The sequence below is a fragment of the Pseudonocardia sp. P1 genome (genome assembly GCF_000178675.2).
Classification (GTDB): domain Bacteria; phylum Actinomycetota; class Actinomycetes; order Mycobacteriales; family Pseudonocardiaceae; genus Pseudonocardia.
On record NZ_ADUJ02000002.1, the window covers coordinates 143,968 to 166,021 of the forward strand.

General features: G+C 68.6%; 19 protein-coding genes. 15 read left to right on the plus strand and 4 right to left on the minus strand.

Annotated elements, in window-relative coordinates:
• Window positions 1–3: 3 nt before the first annotated feature.
• Window positions 4–501, plus strand: coding sequence for a flavin reductase family protein (locus tag PP1_RS30120; protein ID WP_010230788.1), 498 nt, complete (start codon window positions 4–6; stop codon window positions 499–501).
• Entirely contained in the window at window positions 498–1,604 is a 1,107-nt protein-coding gene (ribB, locus tag PP1_RS30125) for a 3,4-dihydroxy-2-butanone-4-phosphate synthase (protein WP_010230791.1), read from the plus strand. Before PP1_RS30120 ends, ribB begins: the two co-directional genes overlap by 4 nt.
• A gap of 18 nt (window positions 1,605–1,622) precedes the next feature.
• On the opposite strand, the gene PP1_RS30130 is transcribed toward ribB, so the two are convergent.
• Window positions 1,623–2,357: an SDR family NAD(P)-dependent oxidoreductase gene (locus tag PP1_RS30130; RefSeq protein ID WP_010230794.1), complete on the minus strand. Its 735-nt coding sequence runs from the start codon at window positions 2,355–2,357 to the stop codon at window positions 1,623–1,625.
• Window positions 2,354–3,118 (minus strand): 3-hydroxyacyl-CoA dehydrogenase, encoded by a 765-nt coding sequence (locus PP1_RS30135; RefSeq protein WP_010230797.1) that lies wholly within the window; start codon window positions 3,116–3,118, stop codon window positions 2,354–2,356. The genes PP1_RS30130 and PP1_RS30135 overlap by 4 nt, the downstream gene beginning before the upstream one ends.
• 484 nt (window positions 3,119–3,602) lie before the next feature.
• Between PP1_RS30135 and PP1_RS30140 the strand changes: the two genes are divergently transcribed.
• The 3 genes from PP1_RS30140 (at window position 3,603) to PP1_RS30150 (ending at window position 9,255) form a co-directional block, all read left to right on the plus strand.
• Window positions 3,603–5,156, plus strand: coding sequence for a Re/Si-specific NAD(P)(+) transhydrogenase subunit alpha (locus PP1_RS30140; RefSeq protein WP_029239574.1), 1,554 nt, complete (start codon window positions 3,603–3,605; stop codon window positions 5,154–5,156).
• A gap of 3 nt (window positions 5,157–5,159) precedes the next feature.
• Window positions 5,160–6,578, plus strand: coding sequence for a Re/Si-specific NAD(P)(+) transhydrogenase subunit beta (pntB, locus tag PP1_RS30145; RefSeq protein ID WP_010230804.1), 1,419 nt, complete (start codon window positions 5,160–5,162; stop codon window positions 6,576–6,578).
• A gap of 79 nt (window positions 6,579–6,657) precedes the next feature.
• On the plus strand, window positions 6,658–9,255 hold the full coding sequence (locus PP1_RS30150) for a heterodisulfide reductase-related iron-sulfur binding cluster (protein WP_075315320.1): 2,598 nt from the start codon (window positions 6,658–6,660) through the stop codon (window positions 9,253–9,255).
• 144 nt (window positions 9,256–9,399) lie between these two features.
• On the opposite strand, the gene PP1_RS30155 is transcribed toward PP1_RS30150, so the two are convergent.
• Together PP1_RS30155 and PP1_RS30160 are read right to left on the minus strand one after the other, a co-directional pair.
• On the minus strand, window positions 9,400–9,750 hold the full coding sequence (locus PP1_RS30155) for a MaoC/PaaZ C-terminal domain-containing protein (protein WP_010224501.1): 351 nt from the start codon (window positions 9,748–9,750) through the stop codon (window positions 9,400–9,402).
• A 59-nt stretch (window positions 9,751–9,809) separates the two neighbouring features.
• Entirely contained in the window at window positions 9,810–10,268 is a 459-nt protein-coding gene (locus tag PP1_RS30160) for an FAS1-like dehydratase domain-containing protein (RefSeq protein ID WP_010224502.1), read from the minus strand.
• Window positions 10,269–10,902: 634 nt separating this feature from the next.
• Here PP1_RS30160 and PP1_RS30165 point away from each other — a divergent pair.
• From PP1_RS30165 to PP1_RS30210, 10 genes are all read left to right on the plus strand, one after another.
• On the plus strand, window positions 10,903–11,109 hold the full coding sequence (locus tag PP1_RS30165) for a hypothetical protein (RefSeq protein WP_170918953.1): 207 nt from the start codon (window positions 10,903–10,905) through the stop codon (window positions 11,107–11,109).
• A 55-nt stretch (window positions 11,110–11,164) separates the two neighbouring features.
• The gene (locus PP1_RS30170) at window positions 11,165–12,031 is read left to right on the plus strand and encodes an MlaE family ABC transporter permease (RefSeq protein ID WP_202796292.1); all 867 of its coding nucleotides are present in this window, start codon (window positions 11,165–11,167) and stop codon (window positions 12,029–12,031) included.
• Between the two features lie 14 nt (window positions 12,032–12,045).
• Window positions 12,046–12,906: an ABC transporter permease gene (locus PP1_RS30175; protein WP_010224505.1), complete on the plus strand. Its 861-nt coding sequence runs from the start codon at window positions 12,046–12,048 to the stop codon at window positions 12,904–12,906.
• Between the two features lie 18 nt (window positions 12,907–12,924).
• A complete protein-coding gene (locus PP1_RS30180) occupies window positions 12,925–13,773 on the plus strand; it encodes an ABC transporter ATP-binding protein (protein ID WP_010224506.1) in 849 nt (282 codons plus the stop codon).
• Between the two features lie 151 nt (window positions 13,774–13,924).
• A complete protein-coding gene (locus PP1_RS30185) occupies window positions 13,925–15,160 on the plus strand; it encodes an MlaD family protein (RefSeq protein WP_337819694.1) in 1,236 nt (411 codons plus the stop codon).
• Window positions 15,157–16,551: an MlaD family protein gene (locus PP1_RS30190; RefSeq protein ID WP_029239173.1), complete on the plus strand. Its 1,395-nt coding sequence runs from the start codon at window positions 15,157–15,159 to the stop codon at window positions 16,549–16,551. The genes PP1_RS30185 and PP1_RS30190 overlap by 4 nt, the downstream gene beginning before the upstream one ends.
• A complete protein-coding gene (locus tag PP1_RS30195) occupies window positions 16,548–17,834 on the plus strand; it encodes an MlaD family protein (protein ID WP_010224509.1) in 1,287 nt (428 codons plus the stop codon). The genes PP1_RS30190 and PP1_RS30195 overlap by 4 nt, the downstream gene beginning before the upstream one ends.
• Window positions 17,834–19,231, plus strand: a complete 1,398-nt coding sequence (locus PP1_RS30200) for an MlaD family protein (RefSeq protein ID WP_010224510.1) — start codon at window positions 17,834–17,836, stop codon at window positions 19,229–19,231. Before PP1_RS30195 ends, PP1_RS30200 begins: the two co-directional genes overlap by 1 nt.
• 88 nt (window positions 19,232–19,319) lie before the next feature.
• Complete coding sequence (locus tag PP1_RS30205) at window positions 19,320–20,642, plus strand: MlaD family protein (RefSeq protein WP_010224511.1); 1,323 nt, start codon at window positions 19,320–19,322, stop codon at window positions 20,640–20,642.
• 9 nt (window positions 20,643–20,651) lie between these two features.
• The gene (locus PP1_RS30210; RefSeq protein ID WP_033198682.1) at window positions 20,652–21,959 is read left to right on the plus strand and encodes an MlaD family protein; all 1,308 of its coding nucleotides are present in this window, start codon (window positions 20,652–20,654) and stop codon (window positions 21,957–21,959) included.
• Window positions 21,960–22,054 lie beyond the last annotated feature (95 nt).

Consider the following 22,054-nt stretch of genomic DNA (forward strand, 5'->3'; position numbering starts at 1 on the left):
GAAATGATCGAGATCGAGCCTGTCACCTCCGATGCGGATCACCTCCGCCGGACATTCGGATGTTTCCCCTCGGGGGTGGCCGCCGTGTGCGCAATGATCGACGACGAGCCCGTGGGCATGGCGGCGAGCTCGTTCACCTCGGTATCCGTGGCGCCGCCTCTGGTCTCTGTCTGTGTTCAGAACACCTCCACGACCTGGCCTCGGCTGCGCGACCGTGCACGGCTCGGCGTCAGTGTGCTCGCGGAGGGGCACGACCAGGTGTGCTTGAGTCTGGCCAGGAAGACTGGTGACCGCTTCGCGGATGTCGCCTGGGAACAGACCCGCGCCGGTGGTGTCGTCGTACACGGCGCGACCGCCTGGCTCGACTGCTCGCTGCACAGTGAGCTGCCTGCAGGAGATCACGCGATCGCGCTGCTGGAGATCCACGGAGCCTACGCCGACCCGGCCGCTGCACCGCTGGTGTTCCACGGCAGTCGATTCCGGCGACTGGCGGAGGTGTGAGCGTCGACGTGCAGGCTGTGCACTCGTTCCCGCCAGACCGTGTGACCCGCGCTGTGCAGGAGATCGCGGCGGGGCGTCCGGTGATCGTGACCGACGACGCCGACCGGGAGGACGAGGGAGACCTGATCTTCGCGGCCGAGGCGGCGACCGCACAGACCTTGGCCTTCACGGTGCGGTACACATCCGGGTTCGTCTGTGTGGCGCTGCCCGAGGACGACTGCGACCGCCTCGACCTGTCGCCGATGCACGGCCGAAACGGCGATCGCTATCAGACGGCATATCAGGTCACGGTCGACCTGGCCGCTAACGGTACGGGTATCTCGGCGTCCGCACGTGCTCGCACCATCGCGGCTCTCGCCTCCGAGCGGGCCCGCGCATCCGACTTCGTACGTCCCGGGCACGTGGTGCCGCTTCGTGCCCGCTCCGGTGGGGTCCTGGTCCGCCCGGGCCACACCGAGGCGGCGGTCGATCTCGCGCGGCTCGCCGGGATGCGGCCGGCCGGGGCACTGTGCGAGATCGTCTCCGAGGAGCATCCGGGGCAGATGGCACGCGGACCGGAGCTGGTGCGGTTCGCGGGTCAGCACGGACTCGTGATCGTGTCGATCTCCGAGCTCATGGAACACCGCAAGCGCACGGAGCCCCAGGTCGTACGGCGCGCGGATGCGGCCCTGGCCACCGACGCGGGACGGTTGCACGCGATCGGATACCGCGGCGTCCACGACAACGGCGAGCATCTGGCCTTGGTCGCCGGGGATGTCGCAGGCGCACGCGACGTTCCGGTCTACGTACACGTCGAATGCCTCACCGGCGATGTGCTCGGAGCCCGGTCCTGTGGGTGCGGTGCGCACCTGGAGCGAGGTCGGGCCATGATCGCGGCGAACGGGGGAGTGCTGGTCTACGTGCGCCCGCCCGGCGGTGTCCAGGCCTGTGGACTCTTCGACACCGAGGTCGGCGGGAGCGTCGTCGCGCCGAGCGTCAGTCGTTCGGTACTGGCGGATCTCGGTGTGGTCACAGCGGTGCTGATCGACATGTCGGACAGCAGTGGTGACCGGTCCGTGCAGGTGTGCCGAGAGGCCGGGCCGCCGAGCTATGCGGCCAGTTGAGGCCCGACCTCTCGACGATCAGGCCTGCCAGAGGTGGGTGCCCGGACGGACCATGGGGATCGAGGGGATCACGACCGATCGGCTCAGCCGGGTTACGCCGACGACGACCTCGGCGACGTCGGTCGGGTCGATCATGGCTTCGTGGGCGACCTGGCCGGTCAGAGGTGCTGTCATATCGGTGGCGACGTAGCCAGGGCACACCGCTGTCCCGGTGACCCCGCCCAGGGACTCTTCGGTGTTGAGCGTCTCGCACAGTGATGTCAGTGCGGCCTTGGTTGCTCCGTAGGCCGAGTTCAGGGGCTCGCCCGCGACACCTGTCAGCGATGACACCGCGATGACCCGAGCAGCGTCGGATTCGCCGGAGGTGGCGCGCAGCAGGGGTAGCAGTGTCTGAATGAGCAGGTAGCCGGAGCGGACGTTGACCGTGTACAGCTTGTCCAGCCGACGTGCCGGGAAGTCGGCAAGAGGGCCGATCGAACCCATTCCGGCATTCAGGACCAGGGCGTCGAGGCGACCGGGCCCGTCGATCTGGGCAGTTGCGAGCCGGAGGACATCGTGCTCCTGGGCCATGTCAGCGGTGACTGTCCCGACCGAGACTCCGTGCTCGGTACGCAACGCTTCGGCGAGGTCCTCGAGAGGTCCTTCGGAGCGTGCACTGAGCGTAAGGTCCCACCCCTCGGCGGCCAGACGTCCGGCGATCAGCGCCCCGATCCCCCGGGACGCCCCGGTGACCAACGCGGCACGCCGGCTCATCGGGGGGCCATCCGGATCGCACCGTCGAGACGGATCGTCTCGCCGTTCAGCATCGGGTTCGCGACGATGTGAGCGACCAGATCGGCGTACTCCGAGGGCTCTCCGAGCCGGGACGGGTGCGGTACCTGCGCTTCGAGGGAGGTACGTGCCTCCTCGGAGAGCCCCCGCAGGATCGGGGTCGCGAACATGCCGGGAGCGATCGTCACCACCCTGATCGCCGAGGATGCGAGATCCCTCGCGATCGGCAGTGTCATGCCGACGATGCCCCCCTTGGACGCGGAGTAGGACGCCTGTCCGATCTGCCCGTCGAAGGCTGCGACGGAGGCCGTGTTGACAACGACGCCACGCTCGCCGCCGTCGTCCGGCTCGGTGTCCGCGATCGCCTCGGCGGCCAGCCGGATGACGTTGAAAGTCCCGATGAGGTTGATCTGTACGACGCGTGCGAAACGGTCCAGATCGAGCGGGCCGCCCTTGCCCAGAGTCCGGGCCGGATCACCGATGCCCGCGCAGTTGACGACTGTGCGCAGCGGTCCCTGCTCACGAGCGACGGACACGCCATCCGCCACCTGCTCGGCTTCCCGCACGTCGGTCGGCACGAATGTCGCCGCGCTTCCGATCTCCGCAGCGGCCTCCCGCCCGGGCGACGACTCCAGATCAAGGAGCACCACCCGTGCACCGTCGGCCGCCAGCCGTTGCGCGGTCGCGAACCCGAGGCCGGATGCCCCACCGGTCACGAGAGCGACCGTTCCTTCCACCTGCACCTGTACTCACCTCGTCGTCGGTTGCTTGACGGTTCGATCGAGGGTCGCGTGATCGTCTGCCTGCCGGTTGTCCCAGATCGCTACGACCCACGGGCGCGCTTCGCGCGGTGACACACACGAGGAGCGCGGTCACTGGGAGCGCGGTCACCGGGAGCTCGAGTCGATAGGGGAGCGGTGACTCCAGGTCGCGCCCGTGGAGTGGGATGGGAGGAGCAGAGGATGTCCCAATTCGCTCCACTCGTGACTACCCGAAGCGCCCAATTGGTGATCTGACCTGCTGTGAATCGGCTCGAGCAGAGTTCGGACGGCGTGCTGTGACAGAGTCGTCATCCTCTTCGCCGGTGCCCGGCACTACCTTCGCCAGTCACGTCCAGTTCCGGCGTATCACGTTGTGTGCCCGACCCTCGTCTCGCCGGAGCACACATGCCCGTCCCAGCGGCGTCGCCGCTCGGGCGATGGTGGCGCCGTATCTCAAGGAGAATGCATGAGCGAAGGTGCAGAGGTGCACCCGATGCGCGTCGGGGTCGTCGCCGAGTCGATGAAGGGCGAAACGCGCGTCGCGCTGACGCCGACCGGTGTCAGCAGGATCATCGCTCTCGGTTATGCGGTGAGCGTCCAGTCCGGGGCGGGCTCTCGTGCCGGCTTCGACGACGACGCGTACAGCGAGGCAGGAGCCGAGGTGTCGGCCGGTCCCGTCTGGGATGCCGACGTCGTCGTGATGATCAACGCTCCGCAATCTTTCGAGATCGCCCGATTGCGGGCCGGCTCGACACTCATCGCCATGCTGGCGCCAGCGCTGGAGCCGCAGCGCCTGGCTGCGCTGGCAGAGCGAGGTGTGACCGCCCTGGCCATGGACGCCGTGCCGCGGATCTCGCGTGCGCAGTCGATGGACGTTCTGAGCTCCATGGCGAACATCGCCGGGTACCGGGCCGTCATCGAGGCGGCGCACGTGTTCGGCCGGTTCTTCACTGGGCAGGTCACTGCAGCCGGCAAGGTTGCGCCGGCGAAGGTGCTGATCGCCGGGGCCGGCGTCGCTGGGCTCGCGGCGATCGCCACTGCCAAGAGCCTCGGCGCGGTGGTCCGCGCCACCGACCCTCGAGCCGAGGTCGCAGAGCAGGTGAGATCGCTCGGCGGGGAGTACCTGGCGGTGGAGGTCGACCAGGAGGAGGGCACCGACGGCTACGCGAGAGCGACGTCCGAGTCCTACGACGAGCGGGCCGCCGAGATCTACTCCGAGCAGGTTGCCGATGTCGACATCGTCATCACTACCGCGTTGATTCCCGGACGCGCGGCGCCGAAGCTGATCTCCGAGCAGCAGGTCGCATCGATGCGGCCGGGTTCGGTGATCGTCGACATGGCGGCCGCGCAGGGCGGTAACGTCGCCGGCACGAAAGCGGACGAGATCGTGACGACCGACCGCGGCGTGACGATCATCGGATACACGGATCTACCCGCGCGCCTGCCCGCCCAGGCATCGCAGCTCTACGGCACGAATGTCGTCAACCTGGTCACGTTGGTGACGCCGGAGAAGGACGGAGTTCTGACTCTCGATCTCGACGACGTGGTGCAGCGGGGGCTCACCGTGACCCGCCGCGGCGAGACGCTGTGGCCGCCACCCGCGGTGCCGGTCAGCGCTGCTCCCGCCCCCTCGACTCATACAGCCGAGCAGCCTCGCCAGCCGGAGCGGCGACCGTCCCGGTGGCCGCGGACCATCGCTGGTGGTCTCGGAGCGCTGGCACTTTTCCTGATCATGTCGTTGGCGCCCGGCGAGCTCGCTGGGCACCTCACGGTGTTCGTCCTGGCGATCGTGATCGGCTTCTACGTGATCGGCAACGTCCATCACGCGCTGCACACACCACTGATGTCGGTCACCAACGCGATCTCCGGGATCATCGTCGTGGGTGCGATCCTGCAGATCGGCACCGGAAGCACCCTGACCATCGTGCTGGCCGCTCTTGCCGTCCTGCTGGCCGCAGTCAACATCGTCGGCGGCTTCGCGGTGACTCGCCGCATGCTGTCGATGTTCTCGAGGAGCTGAGCGATGATCGCATCCACGTGGACCACGGCGGCGTATCTCATCGCCGCCCTCTTGTTCGTGATCAGCCTTGCGGGCCTGTCGAAGCACGAGACCGCGCGCTCGGGTGTGGCCTTCGGCATCGCCGGCATGATCATCGCCCTGGGCGCGACGGCCGCGACGGCGGTGCGCTCGGCCAACGGGCTGGGCATCGCGCTGTTGGTGACGGCGCTGGTGATCGGCGCCGCGTTCGGTCTACGCCGAGCGCGGGTGGTCGAGATGACGGGTATGCCAGAGCTCATCGCTCTGATGCACAGCTTCGTCGGCCTTGCTGCGGTACTGGTGGGATGGAACGGGTTCCTGGAGGCCGAAGCGGGGCACCTCGAGCTCGATGGGGCGCTGCTGGACATCCATCACGCAGAGGTGACGATCGGTGTGTTCATCGGGGCAGTGACGTTCACCGGCTCGGTCGTGGCGTACCTGAAGCTGTCGGCGAAGATCCCGTCGAGCCCGCTGCAGCTCCCCGGCAAGAACATTCTGAACATCGCCGCCCTCGTGGCGTTCGCCGTACTCGCGGCGGTGTTCGTCGGAGGCCCCGCACCGTGGCTCCTGGCTCTGGTGACCGTGCTGGCGCTGCTGCTGGGGGTGCATCTGGTCGCCTCGATCGGCGGCGGTGACATGCCGGTGGTCGTGTCGATGCTCAACTCGTACTCGGGGTGGGCTGCTGCAGCTTCTGGATTTCTGCTCGCCAACGACCTGCTGATCATCACCGGTGCACTCGTCGGCTCGTCCGGTGCCTACCTGTCGTATGTGATGTGCAAGGCCATGAACCGGTCGTTCCTCTCCGTGATCGCGGGTGGGTTCGGTGCACCGACGCCCTCGGGCGGGTCACAGGTCGACGGCGATCATCAGGAGGTCGACGCACAGGGTGTGGCCGACATGCTGGTCTCGGCTCGCCGTGTTGTCATCACCCCGGGCTACGGCATGGCGGTGGCGCAGGCGCAGTATCCGGTCGCCGAGCTCACGCGACAGTTGCGCGACCGGGGTGTCAGGGTCGAGTTCGGTGTGCATCCGGTGGCGGGTCGGCTTCCGGGTCATATGAACGTGCTGCTGGCCGAGGCCCAGGTTCCTTATGACATCGTCCTGGAGATGGACGAGATCAACGATGACCTCGTCGACGTCGACGTCGTGCTGGTCATCGGAGCCAACGACACGGTCAACCCCGCCGCCTCGGACGACCCGGGCAGTCCTATCGCCGGGATGCCGGTGTTGAGGGTGTGGGAAGCGGGGAGCGTCGTCGTCTTCAAGCGATCGATGGCGAGCGGCTATGCCGGGGTGCAGAATCCACTCTTCTTCCGCGAGAACAGCCACATGCTCTTCGGCGATGCGAAGGACCGGGTGCAGGACATCCTCGCGACCCTGAAGGCGCCGGCCCCGGCCGGCTAGCTCGGCTAGGCATCTCGCTCCGTCCCGTCCCGTGACGACCGCGGGGCGGACGAGGCGTTCTACAGGGAGGTTCCCCCGCATGACCTGGGTGCAGTACACGTTGGGCATCGTCACGGTGCTGTCGGCGATCGCCGCGGTGGCGCTGGTGTGGCGCACGGTGGCCTACATGGTGAGCGTCATCCGGCTCGGTGAGCAGGACGCGACGCGGGTCGGGCCGTTCGGGCCGCGGTTCGCGACGATGCTCACCGAGACCCTGGGTCACACCAGGATGCTCAAGTGGAGTCACGTCGGTGTCTTCCACTGGCTGGTGATGGTCGGGTTCGGCGGCCTGTTCCTGGCGCTGATCGAGGCGTTCGTCGAGGTCTGGAACCCGACGTTCCACCTGCCGCTGCTGGGTGAGTGGAGCGTCTACTCCCTGTTCGTCGAGATCCTCGGTGTCGGCACGGTGGTCGGCATCGGCGTGCTGATCGTGATCCGGCAGCTGAACAACCCGCGGACCAAGGGCCGCATGTCGCGGTTCTACGGCTCGAACCAGGGCCGGGCGTACTTCGTCGAGGCGATCGTGTTCCTCGAGGGCCTGGGCATCCTGGTGGTGCGTGGCGCGAAGGACGCGCTGGGCGTGTTCGACGTCCCGACCTGGTCGGCGCCGGTGTCCAAGGCGCTGGGCACGATCCTGCCCGCGTCGCCGACGCTGGTCACGGTGTTCGCCGCGGTCAAGGTCCTCTCGGCGACGATCTGGCTGATCGTGATCGCGGCCAAGCCGACGATGGGTGTGGCCTGGCACCGGTTCACCGCGTTCCCCAACATCTACTTCAAGCGCGACGACGACGGCCGCAAGGCACTCGGCGCGACCCGGCCGATGATGTCCAAGGGTCAGGTCCTGGAGCTGGAGGAGGCCGACCCGGACGAGGACACCTTCGGTGTCGGGCGGGTCGAGGACTTCACCTGGAAGGGCCTGCTCGACTTCACGACCTGCACCGAGTGCGGTCGTTGCCAGTCGCAGTGCCCGGCGTGGAACACCGAGAAGCCGCTCTCGCCGAAGCTGCTGGTCAACGCGCTGCGCGACCACGCCTACGACAAGGCGCCCTACCTGCTGGCCGGCGGTTCGACCGACATGGCCGGCGACGAGGTCGGCATCACCGGCGACGACGCCGAGGCCCGTCTGGCCGCGATCCCCGAGGCCGCCCGCAAGGAGGCCGAGCGCCCCCTGATCGGCGGCGAGGACGTCCTCGGTGTGATCGACCCGGACATCCTGTGGTCCTGCACCATGTGCGGCGCCTGCGTCGAGCAGTGCCCGGTCGACATCGAGCACGTCGACCACATCGTCGACATGCGCCGCTACCAGGTCCTGATCGAGTCCGAGTTCCCGACCGAGCTCAACTCGCTGTTCAAGAACCTGGAGAACAAGGGCAACCCCTGGGGCCAGAACGCCAAGGACCGCCTGGAGTGGACCAAGAGCCTCGACTTCGAGGTCCCGGTCGTGGAGAGCGAGCTGCCCGCCGAGACCGAGTACCTGTTCTGGGTCGGCTGCGCGGGCGCGTTCGACGACGGCCAGAAGAAGACCGTGCAGGCCACCGCGGAGCTGCTGCACCGCGCCGGGGTCGACTTCGCGGTGCTCGGTTCGGGCGAGACCTGCACCGGTGACCCGGCCCGTCGCTCGGGCAACGAGTTCGTGTTCCAGATGCTGGCCCAGCAGAACGTCGAGACCCTCAACGGCGTGTTCGAGAAGCGCGAGGCCGGGACCCGCAAGATCGTCACGACCTGCCCGCACTGCCTCAACACCCTGGGCCGGGAGTACCCCCAGCTCGACGGGCACTACGAGGTCGTGCACCACACCCAGCTGCTGAACAAGCTGGTCCGGGAGAAGAAGCTGGTCCCGGTCAACGCCCCCGCGGGCGAGGAGACGGGCCCGGTCACCTACCACGACCCCTGCTACCTGGGCCGGCACAACGAGGTCTACGAGGACCCCCGCGACCTCGTCGGCGCCGCCGGGGCGACGCTGTCGGAGATGCCGCGGCACGCCGACCGGTCGATGTGCTGCGGTGCCGGTGGCGCCCGGATGTGGATGGAGGAGCGCATCGGCAAGCGCATCAACTTCACCCGCGCCGAGGAGGCCGCCGAGACCCTCACCAAGGCCGGCGGCGGGGACGAGCCCTCCGGCACCCTCGCGGTGGGCTGCCCGTTCTGCCGCACGATGATGACCGACGGCGTCAACCAGACCGCCGGCGACTCGGTGCAGGTCAAGGACGTCTCCCAGATGCTGCTCGCCGCCGTGCGGCGCGGCGACCCCGCGCCGGAGCCGACGCCGGAGCCCGAGCCGACGCCGGAGCCCGAGCCGACGCCGGAGCCGGTCGTGGCCGCCGAGGCCGGGGACACCGCCGACACCGACGCGCAGGCCGGGAGCGAGTCCGCCACCGAGCCGGGCGCGACCCCGGAGCAGGAGTCCGAGCCGGTCGCCGCCGACACCACCGGTGAGGCCGCGCCGACCACCGAGACCCCGGCCGTCGCCACGCCCGAGCCGGAGGTCGCCGAGGAGGCCGCCCGGCAGGACCCCGCACCGGCCGGGTCCGACGGGGCGTCCAGCACCGGGACGGCGGCGCCGTCGTCGTCCGGGAACGGGTCGTCCAACGGCTCCACCCCGGAGCAGGCGACGCAGGAACGGTCCAGCGAGAACTGATCCACCGCACCGACGGCGACGGCCGGGCACCCCACGGGGTGCCCGGCCGTTCCGCGTCGGGAGGGGCTCCGCTCAGCAGAGAGCAGAAACAGACTGGTCCGGCTCGGGGCGCGGCCGGCTCTGGGGTCGGCCGCGCCCCCACTCTCAGCGGGTCCGGATCACGGCCCACGCCTCGACGGCTAGGTGCTCGCTGGACATCGCTCGGAGCTCCAGTCGCACCTGTCCGTCCTCTGCGGCAACGACCTCACCGCTGAAAGTCAGGATCTCTCCGAGCTCGACGGGCCTGCGGAAGCGGGTCTCGAGTTCGACCAGATGCTCCACCCCGCACCAGTCGGTCAGCCAGCCGGCCAGCATCCCGGCCTGCATCTGGCCCATCGCGATGACGTCCTCGAACCCGGCCGACGTGGCGAACTCCGGGTCGTGGTGTAACGGGTTGAAGTCCCCGCCGGCCCCGGCGAAACGGACGATGTCGGTCCTCGTGATGGGGCCGATCACACGGCTGGGTAGGTGGTCACCGCTGTCGGCGGCGACCGGATCGCGTCGCGCAGGTGCGTTCATCGCCCCGTACCCCGTTCGATGATCGTCTCGTGCCATTCGACTGCCGGGCGGCCTGCTCTGTCGACGAACACCGTGGTCAGGACGAGTCGGCGGTTGGTCCGCGGAGTCCCGGAGTGGAGCTGTTCGTCGGAGGTGAGCCGCCGCGTGCCTGTCAGGACGTCTCCGGCGGTCAGGGGCCGGTGATAGCGCCACCGAACCCCTCCTACGACGACTCGTTTCAAGTCGAGGCCGAGACGTTCCACCATCGCGCTCTGACTCCGATAGTGACCGCTGACAACGACATGGGTGGCGGTAGCCGGCACCCCACCGAAGCCGGCGGCGAGGGCGCACCGACTGTCGGTGTGCACCGGATCGTCCGTGTGGGTCGCCAGAGCGAACTCACGGATCTTGCCCGACTCCACAGTGAAGGCAACCTCGTCGACGACGTCACCGATGGCTGTCGGTTCGGTACGCACGGCACTTCTGCTGGTCAACTCAACCCACCTCTTCTGCCGTCGGCGAAGTACATGAGGACGCCGACTCGATCGGTCCGATAATATGACTGTCGGTCCGAGTGTCGACGGAGCGTCGGAGTCGCGCCACCCACGACGTGAGATCGAACGATCGGACAAGCGGGCCGTCTACCTGCGGAGATGGGTCGGATCATGACAGCGGGTCGTCCGGAAGCCCGTAAGTGCCCTCCTCGAACGTAGAGCCATCATTCCCCCCTGGGATGACGTGTCACAGCTCTCACGTCGACATACTTGCTTGATCCCGGCCCCCTGTGGCCGGGGTTGCGACCGGCCAGCCGGTCCGAGGTTCCAACGATGCAGCCGACGACGAGGGGGCTACGCCGTGTACGTCGAGTCGAGACGCGACGGGTCGGGGCGACGCCGAGCGGCCCACCGGGTCTCCGCGTCCTCGAGCAGCTACCCGTGGCAGGTCGGCCTGTCGGCGGCGCTCTGGGCTGTCCTGGGGATCGTCCTGATCGCGGGCGGGACCGGTGTCGGGAGTTCGTCGGCAGACCCTGAGCAGGTCGAGCACATCACCGGATCGCTGGGTGCAGACACGGTCGCGTCCACAGTTCAGCAGGGTCCAGGGGTGATGTGGGTGATCGTCGGTGCGGCGATCTGCATCTTCGCGGCGTTGCTGAGCTTCGGGCTCGGCTGGACCAGGTATGTCCTGATGGGGATCGGAGCGTCGGCAGTAGTCGTCCTCGCTCTGTCAGCCGCCTGGGAGAGCCTCGTCGCGATGGCCGTCCTGGGCGTCGCCTCCGTGCTCCTGCTCGCACCCCGCGCACACCGCTATCTGAGCTGACGCCGACCGAGTCGGCGGGTCCCACACCTGCTGGCGACCGCCCACGAGGAGTTCCATGACAACGCCCGATACCGTCGGCGTGCCCCGCCCGGATACGATTGAGGTCCCACGCAAGCGGGCCGGCGAGCGCATCCGCTCGATCGGTCGAGGGGTCCGCACTCCGCTACAGCAGGCCGGCGAGATGGCCGAGCTGCTCGGACGCGTCGTCTACAGCGCGGTCCGGCATCCTGTCGGCTACTGGGGCGACGTCCGTGACCAGCTGTTCGAGGTGCTCAAGCTCTGTTGGTTCCCGATGGCGGTCGCCTGCGTGGCGTTCGGTTTCGGCGCGCCGGGCCTGCAGGCCGGCAACCTGTTCATCCTGTTCGGAATCCCCGAACGCCTCGGATCCTTCTTCGTCATGGCGAGCGTCCGTGAGTTCGCACCGTGGATCAATGCGATGGTCGTCGCGGGCGTCGTCGGGACGGCGATGACTGCGGACCTGGGCGCGCGGCGCATCCGTGAAGAGATCGACGCGATGGAAGTGCTGGGCATCGACCCGGTTCGTGCGCTCATTCTTCCACGGATCATCGCCGTTACCATCATGACCGGTCTGATGGACCTGATCGCGCTGTCGTTCGGTGTTCTGGGCGGCTACCTTGCCGCGATCCAGCTTGACGCCGGATCTGCGGCGTTCCAGCAGAACTTCTTCTCCAACGCCACGACGATCGACCTCTGGGGGTCGGTCCTCAAGACGACATTGTTCGGGCTGATCATCGGTGTCGTGTGCTGCTACAAGGGCTTCCGGGCCCAGGGCGGCCCGGCCGGGGTGGGGCGTGCGGTGAACCAGGCCGTGGTCATCGCCTTCGCCGCGATCTGGAGCTTCAACTTCGTCTTCACCACGATCCTGCTCGGGCTCTACCCCGAGATCCAGGTCTATCGCTGACCGGGGAGAGACACATGACCACCACGGAACCCAAGCCCGATCCCGGCGCGACCACCGCCCCGGGTGTCCCGACCACCCCGCCGAAGCCATCGTTGGGAACCCAGCTCCGTAACGGGGTCTCCACCGCGGGAGAGATCTTCCGCTTCTCGACCGCAACGATCCGTGGCTTCCGCGACGTGCGGCACTACAGCAGCGAGGTCCTGCACCAGGCCGGGATCCTGATCCTGACCTCTGGCCTGATCATCTGGGTCATGCAGGGTGTCATGGGGACGGTCTGTGGACTCGAGGCGAGCTATACGCTCAAGCAGATCGGCGCCCCGCTGTACTCGGGCATCTTCAACGCCTACTGCTCGATCCGGGAGATGGCTCCCTACATGTGGGGCTACATCTTCGCCGCGAAGGTCGGCTGCGGTCTCGTTGCCGAACTCGGCTCCATGCGCATCTCCGACGAGATCGACGCCATGGAAGTCATGGGTATCAAGGCCCGCAGCTACCTCGTCGGCACCCGGGTGATCGCAGCGTGGCTCGCCATCCCGTTCCTCTACACCGTCGGGCTCGGCATCATGTACGTGACGATGTACCTGGTCACCGTCGTGCAGCTGGGCGGTGTGTCACCAGGCGGCTATCTCTACATCTTCTGGCTATACCAGAACCCGCTCGACTTCCTCTACTCACTGATAAAAGTGATGTCCTTCGGGACCACGATCGTCTTCGTGGGCTGCTACTTCGGGTTCAACGCGACAGGCGGTCCGGTCGGGGTGGGGCGCAACACCGCCAAGGCAATGATGATCAACATGGTGTTGATCCACATCCTCGGTGTGCTCGGCACCCAGTTGTTCTGGGGTCTGAACCCCAACGCCCCGATCGCGAACTGACCGTCGAGGAGACGACCTGTGACCATGCATCAGAACCAGACGTCGGCGCACGACGCGCCGACAGCCGTCATCCCTCGGGTCGCGCCGGCGACCACGACGCCCACTTCCGACAAGCCACACACGATGGAGGTCCGCGGCGTCCACAAGACGTTCGGCTCCTTCAAGGTCCTCCAGGGCCTGGACCTCCAGTTCGCCGACGACGCGATCACCACCGTCCTCGGGCCTTCGGGTACCGGCAAGAGCGTCCTGATCAAGCACCTGGTCGGACTGCTGGAGCCCGACGCCGGTGAGGTGATGGTGTTCGGTCAGAACATCTGGGGCCTGTCGGAGGACGAGCGCTACGCCATTCGCCGGCGGATGGGCGTCCTTTTCCAGGACGGCGCGCTGTTCGGCTCGATGAACATCTTCGACAACACCGCCTTCCCTCTCCGGAAGCACACGGACAAGCCGGATAAGGAGATCCGCGAGATCGTGATGGACCGTTGCACGGAAGTTGGTCTCGAGCGCTCGCTCCACAAGTTCCCGAACGAAGTGTCCGGCGGAATGCGTAAGCGAGCCGGTTTCGCGAGGGCGATGGTACTCAATCCGGACATCGTCTTCTTCGACGAGCCCGACTCCGGTCTCGATCCGGTCCGGACGAGCCTGCTCAATGACCTGATCCTTCAGATGCACGCTGAGCACGGTGGGACATACCTGCTGGTCACGCACGACATTCGGACCGCCCGGAAGGTCAGCGACTACGTCGGTCTGATCTGGAAGGGGAAGGTGGTGCACTATGGCGACGCGGAAGGCGCCTTCAATTCTCCTGACCCCTTCGTGCGGCAGTTCCTTGCGGGGGAGTCGGCTGGACCGCTCGGGATGGATTAAGCAAGTCGGGTAGTACGAGACTAATCGCCCCGGGGGCTCTCCGGGGCGATTAGCCATGTCATTTTCTGAAATGCCGACGAATGCTTCGTCCGAACGGGTGAACCCAGTGTCTCGTGCGTTTCTTGCGGGTACTCCCGAGCGTTTTCCAGGTGTGAAGATAAACCGCCGGATCGCCGTAGTCGTCGTATCCGCGGTGCTGGTCGTCGGAGCAGTCGTGGCCCTCGGCGGCACCGGTCCGTACCGCGTCCACGCCGTGCTCCCGTCCGCCGTGAACATCGTCGAGGGTGGCAGTCTCCTGGTGAACGGCTTCGAGGCCGGCCGGGTCAGCTCCATCGACGTCGAGGACGGCCAGGCCCGCGTCACCATGGATCTCGACCGTGCCTACGCCCCGCTGCACGACGGCGCCACGGTGACGATCGGTTGGAAGGCCGTCCTGAGCGAGCGCTCCGTCCAGATCACCGACGGCAACGCTTCCGCTCCCGAGCTGCCCGACGGCGCCATGCTGACCGGAAGCATGCCCAAGGCGACCGAGGTCGACGACGTTCTGGCAGCGCTCGATGCCCCCACGCGCGACCGGCTGCGGTCCCTGGTCGGCAACCTCGACGGTGCGCTGACCGGCAACGAGCAGAACCTGAACGCGACCCTGCGGACGTCCGGCCCCGCGGTCTCCGCGCTCGGCCAGGTCCTGCAGGCCGTCGGCACCGACGGCCCGGCGATCCGGAACCTGGTGACCCGGCTCAACTCGATGATGGGCACCGTGGCGGAGCGCGACCAGCAGGTCCGCACCGTCATCGATGAGGTCGGGCGCTTCAGCTCTGAGGCCGCGGCGCGCCGAGACCAGGTGCGCGACACCCTCGGACAGCTTCCGCCGACCCTGGACCGCGCCAAGTCCACGCTCGACCTCGTTCCCGGTGTCGTCGACGAGGCGGTACCGCTGCTCGACGGCCTTCGGCCGGCGACGGAGAAGCTCGGCCCGGTCGCGCGCAACCTGCGGCCGCTGCTGCAGGACCTCCGGCCCCTGACCGCGGACCTTCGGCCCACCCTGGGAGCGGCGCAGGACCTGCTGGGTCGGACACCCGGCCTGCTCGATGTCGCACACGACACCGTGCCCGGTGTGACCACGACGGTCGGCAACCTCCAGGACCCGCTGTCGGTGCTTCGGCCGATGATGCCTGAGGTCATGGCCTGGACGTCGCACTGGGGATCGTCGATGGCCAACTACGACGGCAACGGCAACTACGCGCGCGTCTACTTCCAGGAAGGGCCGACCAGCGTGCTCGACTCACCCGGAGTCGTGCCCCCGGGAATCACCTACGACCCCTACCCGCTGCCCGGCGCGAGCTCGGGCCAGGAGTGGGGCGACGCGTTCGGAGACGGTGTGCGATGAACGGACCCACCTCGGGGCGCCCACGGCGGCGCTCCACGGTCACGACGTTGGTGCTCGCGGCGGTCGCCGCGCTCTCCGCCGCCACGCTCGGGGCCTCCAGCCCGGACGACGACATCCACCAGGTGCGGGTTCCCGCCCGCTTCGCCGATGCGAGCCCGCTGCTCGTCGGCAACGACATCCGTTACGCGGGTGTGAAGGTCGGGGAGGTCGAGTCGATGACGGTGGTCGACGGCGCGGCCGAGGTCGTCATGGAGCTGGAGCCCTCGGTGCTCCCGCTGCACACCGATTCACGGGCGACGATCCGGCCGGTCACGCTCCTGGGCGAGCGTTTCCTCGACCTGGACCGCGGCTCGCCCGAGGCGCCCGTGATGGACCCCTCGGACGGGATCCCGCTCGAGCGCACCGGTCAGGCGACCGATCTCGACCAGGTGCTCGACGTCGTCGACGACCCGACCGGAGAGGCGCTCGGCGCGATGGTCGGTGTCCTCGGCGGAGGGCTCGAGGGAAACGGTCGCAACGTCGACGACGCGATCCGCGCACTGAGACCTGCGATGACCCAGACCGACCAGCTGGCCGGCATCCTGCGGGACCAGAACCAGACTCTGAACAGCCTCGTCGACTCGCTCGAGCCGGTCGCCTCGTCCCTGGCGACCGAGGACGGCAAGGCCCTGGACCGGCTCGTGAACTCGGCTCAGGGGCTTCTTGCCACCACCAACGCGAACGATCGCGACCTGCGCGGCACGGTGCAGGAGCTGCCGGGCACCATGGCGAGCGCACGCCGCACGCTCGGCGAGCTCGCAGGCACCGCCCGTGAGGCACGGCCGACTCTCGAACAGCTGCGGCCGACCACCGACAACCTCCCCGAGATCAGCCGAGAGCTGATCCGGTTCGCCGACTCCGCCGACCCGGCGCTCGCGTCGCTCCAGCCGGTCCTCGACGAGGCCGACGAGCTTCTCGCGGCGGCACGGCCGGTCGCCACCGGTCTACGCGAGCAGGGCGGTGACACCGTCCGGGCCGTGAACGGGCTGGAGCCGGCTGTCCGTGATCTCACGGCCAACCGCAACAACGTCATGGAGTTCCTCAAGCGGTGGGCGCTGACGACCAACTCGAAAGACGGTCTGTCGCACTACTTCCGTGCCTTCCTCGCCGTCACACCGATGTCGGCAACCAGCAACATCCCCGGCGAGGGCGGTAACGCAGGCATCGGAGGAACTCCGCCGCCGCTGCAGGCCGACCCTGAGGGCCAGCCGGCACCGCCGCCGATGGTCGGCCACCCGGACGGCCTACTGACCCCACCGACGCCCGAGAACCGACCGGAGGACGGCGTGACCGGCCTTTCCGAAGAGCAGGAGGGCGGAGCCCTCGACTTCCTCACCGGAGGTGGCCAGTGAGTTCGCAGCGCAGACAGGCGTGGCGGCGTCGCCGCTCGACGCTGGTCGGCCTCGGTGTCGTGCTGTTCCTGGTCGGCATCGTGGTGTTCGCCATCACCGCCCAGAACGGGCTCCCCGGCTACCTTCCCGGCGTCGAGCGAACCTCGGTGAAGGCCTCGTTCGACGATTCGGGGGCGTTGCGCAACGGTGACGACGTCCGTATCGCCGATGTCCGGGTCGGGTACGTCTCGGACATCGCGCTCGAGGACGGTCGGGCCGTGGCGACGATGCAGCTCGACAACGGTCGCGAGGTCTACAACGACGCCACCGCGGGTATCGGGGCACGTTCGGCTCTGGGGCAGAAGTACGTCGACCTCAAGCCGGGGACCGAGCAAGCCGGTGAGATGGCGTCGGGAGCCACCATCGCCACGACCACGTCGTCCCAGGAACTCGACACCGTCCTGGACGTGTTCGATCCGCCGACGCGGGAGGCGTTGGCGACGACCGTGCGCAACGTCGGTGGTGGTCTCGCCGGACACTCCGGCGACCTCCAGGACGGGCTGCGGGCCCTGCCCCAGGTACTCCCCGACCTCGGCACCGTTTCCGGAGCGTTGTCCGCCGACGGCGGCCGGGGGGTGAACGACCTGCTGACCTCTGCCGATCGGCTCGCCCGATCGTTCGCCGAGCGGCAGGAGAGCATCGGCGCGACGGTGAAACAGCTCGATCCGACTCTGGCCGCGCTGAACACCGACGGTGGCAAGCCCGTCGCGGACAGCCTGCAGAAGGCGCCGGCCACGCTGGCCGAGGTCAAGTCCGCTCTCGACTCCTTGAACGGTCCGCTGACGGCGACCCGGGAGGCCGTCACGACCGTGCGGCCAGGCGCGGAGGCTCTCGGCCGCGCTACCCCCGATGTTCGGGGTGTGCTGCGCGAGGCCATCACCCCTCTGGACAAGGTCCCGGGAGTCGCCGGGTCCGCGCAGCCGGCGGTGGAGGACCTCACTCCGACTGTCACCGACCTGCAGCCGCTGGTCCGCCAGCTCGGGACCACCTTCGCGCAGGGGGCGCCGTCCCTGGAGTACATCGGGCCGCACTCGGGCGACATCTCCATGTTCTTCACCTACTTCACAGATGCGCTCAAGTACAGCGATCCGGCGGGGCACGGCCTGAACATCTACCCGATCGTCAAGCCGGAGAGCGTGCTGAACAACCTGCCCATCGAGGATCCGACCGTGCACCGCGAGGCCTACCCCCCGCCCGGGGGCACCACCGACAACAACGCCGACTCGCTGATCGGGGGCCGCTAGTGACCGCCGTCCTGACGTCCTGGCGGAACCGGCCGCGAAAGAAGCTGTCCCCTTTCACCATCGGGATCGTCTTCATCGTGGTGGTCCTGCTGCTGTTCCTCGGCCTGTTCAACAAGGACCGCATCGGCACATGGTTGCGCAGCGGGGAGAGCATCACGGTGCACTTCGCCGAGGACTACAAGCTGCGCGCCTTCATCAGCGAGGTGAAGACCGCCTATGTGCCCGCCGGCAAGGTGAGCGCCGTCGAGCGCGCCGACGACGGCGGAGCCCTGGTGACGCTGAAGGTGGACGAAGCCGCCGTCGACACACTCGGGTCGGCGCCCACTGCGACGATCCGGTCGACGACGCTGCTCGGCGGCATCTACTTCGTCGATCTGCAGCCCGGCGGCGACCCCGGCCGTTTCACCGGCGACGAGATCCCGCAGGAGCGGACCGAGGTCCCGGTCGAGCTGGACAAGGTCGCCCAGGCGCTGCAGCCCGACGCGCTCGAGGGACTGAGCAGCACGGTGGGGAACCTCGACGGTGCTCTGGAAGGCCCAGGCACCGACGCCCTGCGTCGGCTGACCGCGTCGGCTCCTGCAGCGTTGGGACCGGCCGCCGGCGTCCTGGACGCGGCGCGGGGTGAGTCCCCGGAGGACCTGACGCGCGTCGTGGACGGGCTCGAGAACACCTCCCGCGTGCTGACCCGCAACGAGAGCCAACTGGGGACGATCGTCGACGACCTGGCGACGACGACCTCGGTCCTCGGTCGCCGGGCCCAGGATGTCGGTGTCACGCTCGACGGGCTGCCGCAGACGCTCACGACAGCCCGGGCCGGCCTCGAACGGTTGGACGGCACGTTGAACACCCTGCGCGACACCGCATCGGACATCCGGCCGGTCGCCACCCAGCTCGACTCGACCCTCGGCCGGCTTGATCCGGTGATCGAGAAGGCCGTCCCGTTCGTGGCCGACACCCGTGCGCTGCTCGGGGATGCGCGCCCGCTGGTCGAGCAGCTCGTCCCGGCCTCCTCCGGTGCGACGGACACCCTCGACAACCTCCGCGGGCCGGTCCTCGACCGGCTCAACGGACCGGTCAACGATCTGCTCAGCAACCCCTACACCGGATCCGGCCCGTACGGGCAGACGAAGTCCGACCGTCCGCTCTACTGGGATGCCGTCTACACCTTCGTCAACCTGGGCCGCGCGTCGAGCTATGAGGACCAGAATGGCGGAACGATCGCGTTCCAGCCCGGTGTCGGCACCGGCTCGGTCGGCGGGCTCCCGGTGAGCCCGGATCAGATCACCAAGCAGCTCGTCGGCGGCACCTACCCGGACACGCCGGTGGACACCGTCCCGCCGCTCGACGCCGGGCGGGCGCCCGGATCCGGGCCGCTCGGCCTGCTGGGAGAGAACTGACATGACCTCCGATATCCCTACGAGCTCCCGGCGTAGCTTCCGGACGACCCTCACGCGTCTCCGCAACGAACCCGGACTCGGTCGCAATGTGGTGATCGTCGTCGTGCTGCTGGTACTCGCATTCGTCGTCGGCGGCATCATCCTGGGCAACCAGCGGTTCACCCCTCCCTGGGCGAGCCGGTACGTCGTCAACGCGGCCTTCGAAGCCACGCCGGGGGTATCCCCGGGCAACGGCCAGGAGGTCCGGGTGGCCGGGATCGTCGTCGGCCAGATCGCCGCCGCGCAGGTCAATCCGGACGGTAAGGCCGAGCTGAGCCTGTCGATGGAGCCGGGCACCCAGATCTATGACAACGCTTCGCTCGTCCTGCGTCCCAAGAGCCCGCTGAACGAGATGTACGTCGAGATCGCGCCGGGCGGGCCTCCCGGTGCACCGGTCGCATCCGGCGGCTCGCTGCCGGTCGCGAACACCAAGCGGCCCATCCAGGTCGACGAGGTGCTCGCACATCTCGATGGTGAGTCCCGTCGTGGTCTGACCCAGCTGCTCGCCGAGTCCGACGTCGCGCTGGCGTCGGCACCGGCGGAGCTGCCCGGTGGGCTCGACGCGACGGCATCGGTCACGGAGAGCCTGGCCCCGGTCGTCACCGAGCTGGACGCGCGCCGCGACACGCTGCGCCGCCTGGTCGGGGCGCTGGGTGACATCTCCGAGGCGGTCGGTTCCAACGACACCCGGTTGACCGGGCTCGTCGACTCGTTGCGCACCACGCTCTCGGCGCTCTCGGAGAACAACGCGCCGCTGGACCGTTCCCTTGCGCAGCTGCCCGACCTGAGCGACCAGCTGCGCAACGCGACCTCGGAGGTGCAGGGGCTCGCCGACCAGCTCGACCCGACGTTGCGCAATGTGCAGGCGGCCGCCGGGGACCTCCCCGAGGCGTTGTCGCGCCTGGAGGACACCGCCGGACAGCTGGACTCGACCATCGATGTCGCCTCACCCGTGGTTCGGGAAGCCCGGCCGGTCGTGGCCGACCTGCGTCCCTACGCCGGTGATCTGAACGCGGCTCTCCCACCGCTGCAGCGGATCACGACCGACCTCGACCCGTTGACCGGATCGCTCACCGACTACCTCCCCGACATCGGTGCGTTCTTCGTCAACACCCGCGAGATCGTCAGCCTGCGTGATGCGAACAGCGGCATCCTGCGAGGGATCCTGACTGCGAACCCGGAGACCCTGCTCCCGCCTCCGGCGAACCTGCCCGGCACCGCCGGGCCGATCACCGACGACGGTCAGAACCCGGTCGAGCTGCCCCTTCCGGGCACCGAACCCGGTGGCGGCACGAACCCGGCCCCCGAAGCCCCTGCCGACGCACCCGCGGAAGACGGCCCGGCCGGTCTCCCGCTCGTGGCCCCGAGATAGGTGATCCAGGTGCCCAGAATCCTCAGTCCCAACAACACCCGTCTGGTCGTCGTGATCGCCTTCACGGCGCTCTGCGGGTTGATCTTCAGCTTCCTGTGGGTCAACTCGGGCGGCAAGATCCCGGGATACGCCCCGGCGGCCTACCGGGTCGCGGTCGACGTACCTCGCGTGGCGAACCTGGTCTACTTCGGCGACGTCATGATCGCCGGTGTGCGCGTCGGCAAGGTCGTCGACGTGGCAGAGACCGGGGACCGTGCCCGGGTCTCGATGGAGCTCGAGCCGGCCAACGCTCCGCTGCACGATGGCGCCACGGTCCGGGTCCGGGCCAAGAGCCTCATCGAGGAGACGTTCCTCGAGATCACCGACGGTACCGGTGCGGAGATCCCGGACGGGGCATCGCTCCCGGAGGGCTCCGCCGAGCCCCCGGTCCAGGTGAACGACGTCCTGCACACCCTCGACGAGCCGACCCGCCAGTCACTGGGTAGCGCCGTACGCGCCGCGGGGCTGAGCACGGACGGCAGCCAGCAGGCCGTGTCCGACGCGGTTGCCGGGCTCGGCGCTCTGGGGCGCAACGGTCAGGACGCTCTCGATGCGCTGGCGGCGCAGTCCGAGGATCTCAAGCAGCTGACGGGCACAACGGCGACGGTGCTCGCCGCCCTCAACACCCAGCAGGGCCAGATCGGCCAGCTCGTGCAGGACACCGACACGCTCACGCAGGCCACCTCCGGCGGGGCCGAGGACATCCGCGAGGTCATGCGGAAGCTGCCGCCGGTCCTCGACAGCGCTCGCACCGCGAGCGGCGGGTTGAGCACGCTGGCCGGGTCGCTCGGCCCGGTCGCGGACAACCTCAACGCGGCGGCGCCGGACCTCTCTGCAGCGCTGGTCGAGCTCCCGGCGACCTCGGCGGACCTGCGCGCGACGCTGCCGCCGCTCGACGGCACACTGGACAAGGCTCCGGCCACCCTGGACCGGGTCCCGCGGCTCACCGACGACGTCGACGGCCTGATCGCGCCGACCAGCGATCTGCTGCGCGACGTGAACCCGGCCCTGACCTACTTGCAGCCCTACGCTCCGGACGTCGTGGCGTTGTTCCAGAACTTCGGGGCATCCCTGGCCGGCGGGGATGGACGTGGGCATGTGTACAAGATCATGCCGCTGTTCAGCGAGCAGACCTTCAAGGGCTACCCGGTCAACACCGACGGGCTCCCGTTCCGCGGCCGGCAGAACCCGATCCCGGCACCGGGTGCGGCCTCCGACCCGGGTGCGATCAACGAGGGCCCCTACCCGCGCGTCGAGCGCGACGAGCCGCCGCGATGACGGGGCGGTCCACCGGAGCCTCCGGTGCGGCGCGGCGTCGGTCCGCGCCGCTCCGGTGGCCGCTCGTTGTCATCTCCGCCTCCCGTGGAGGGGTC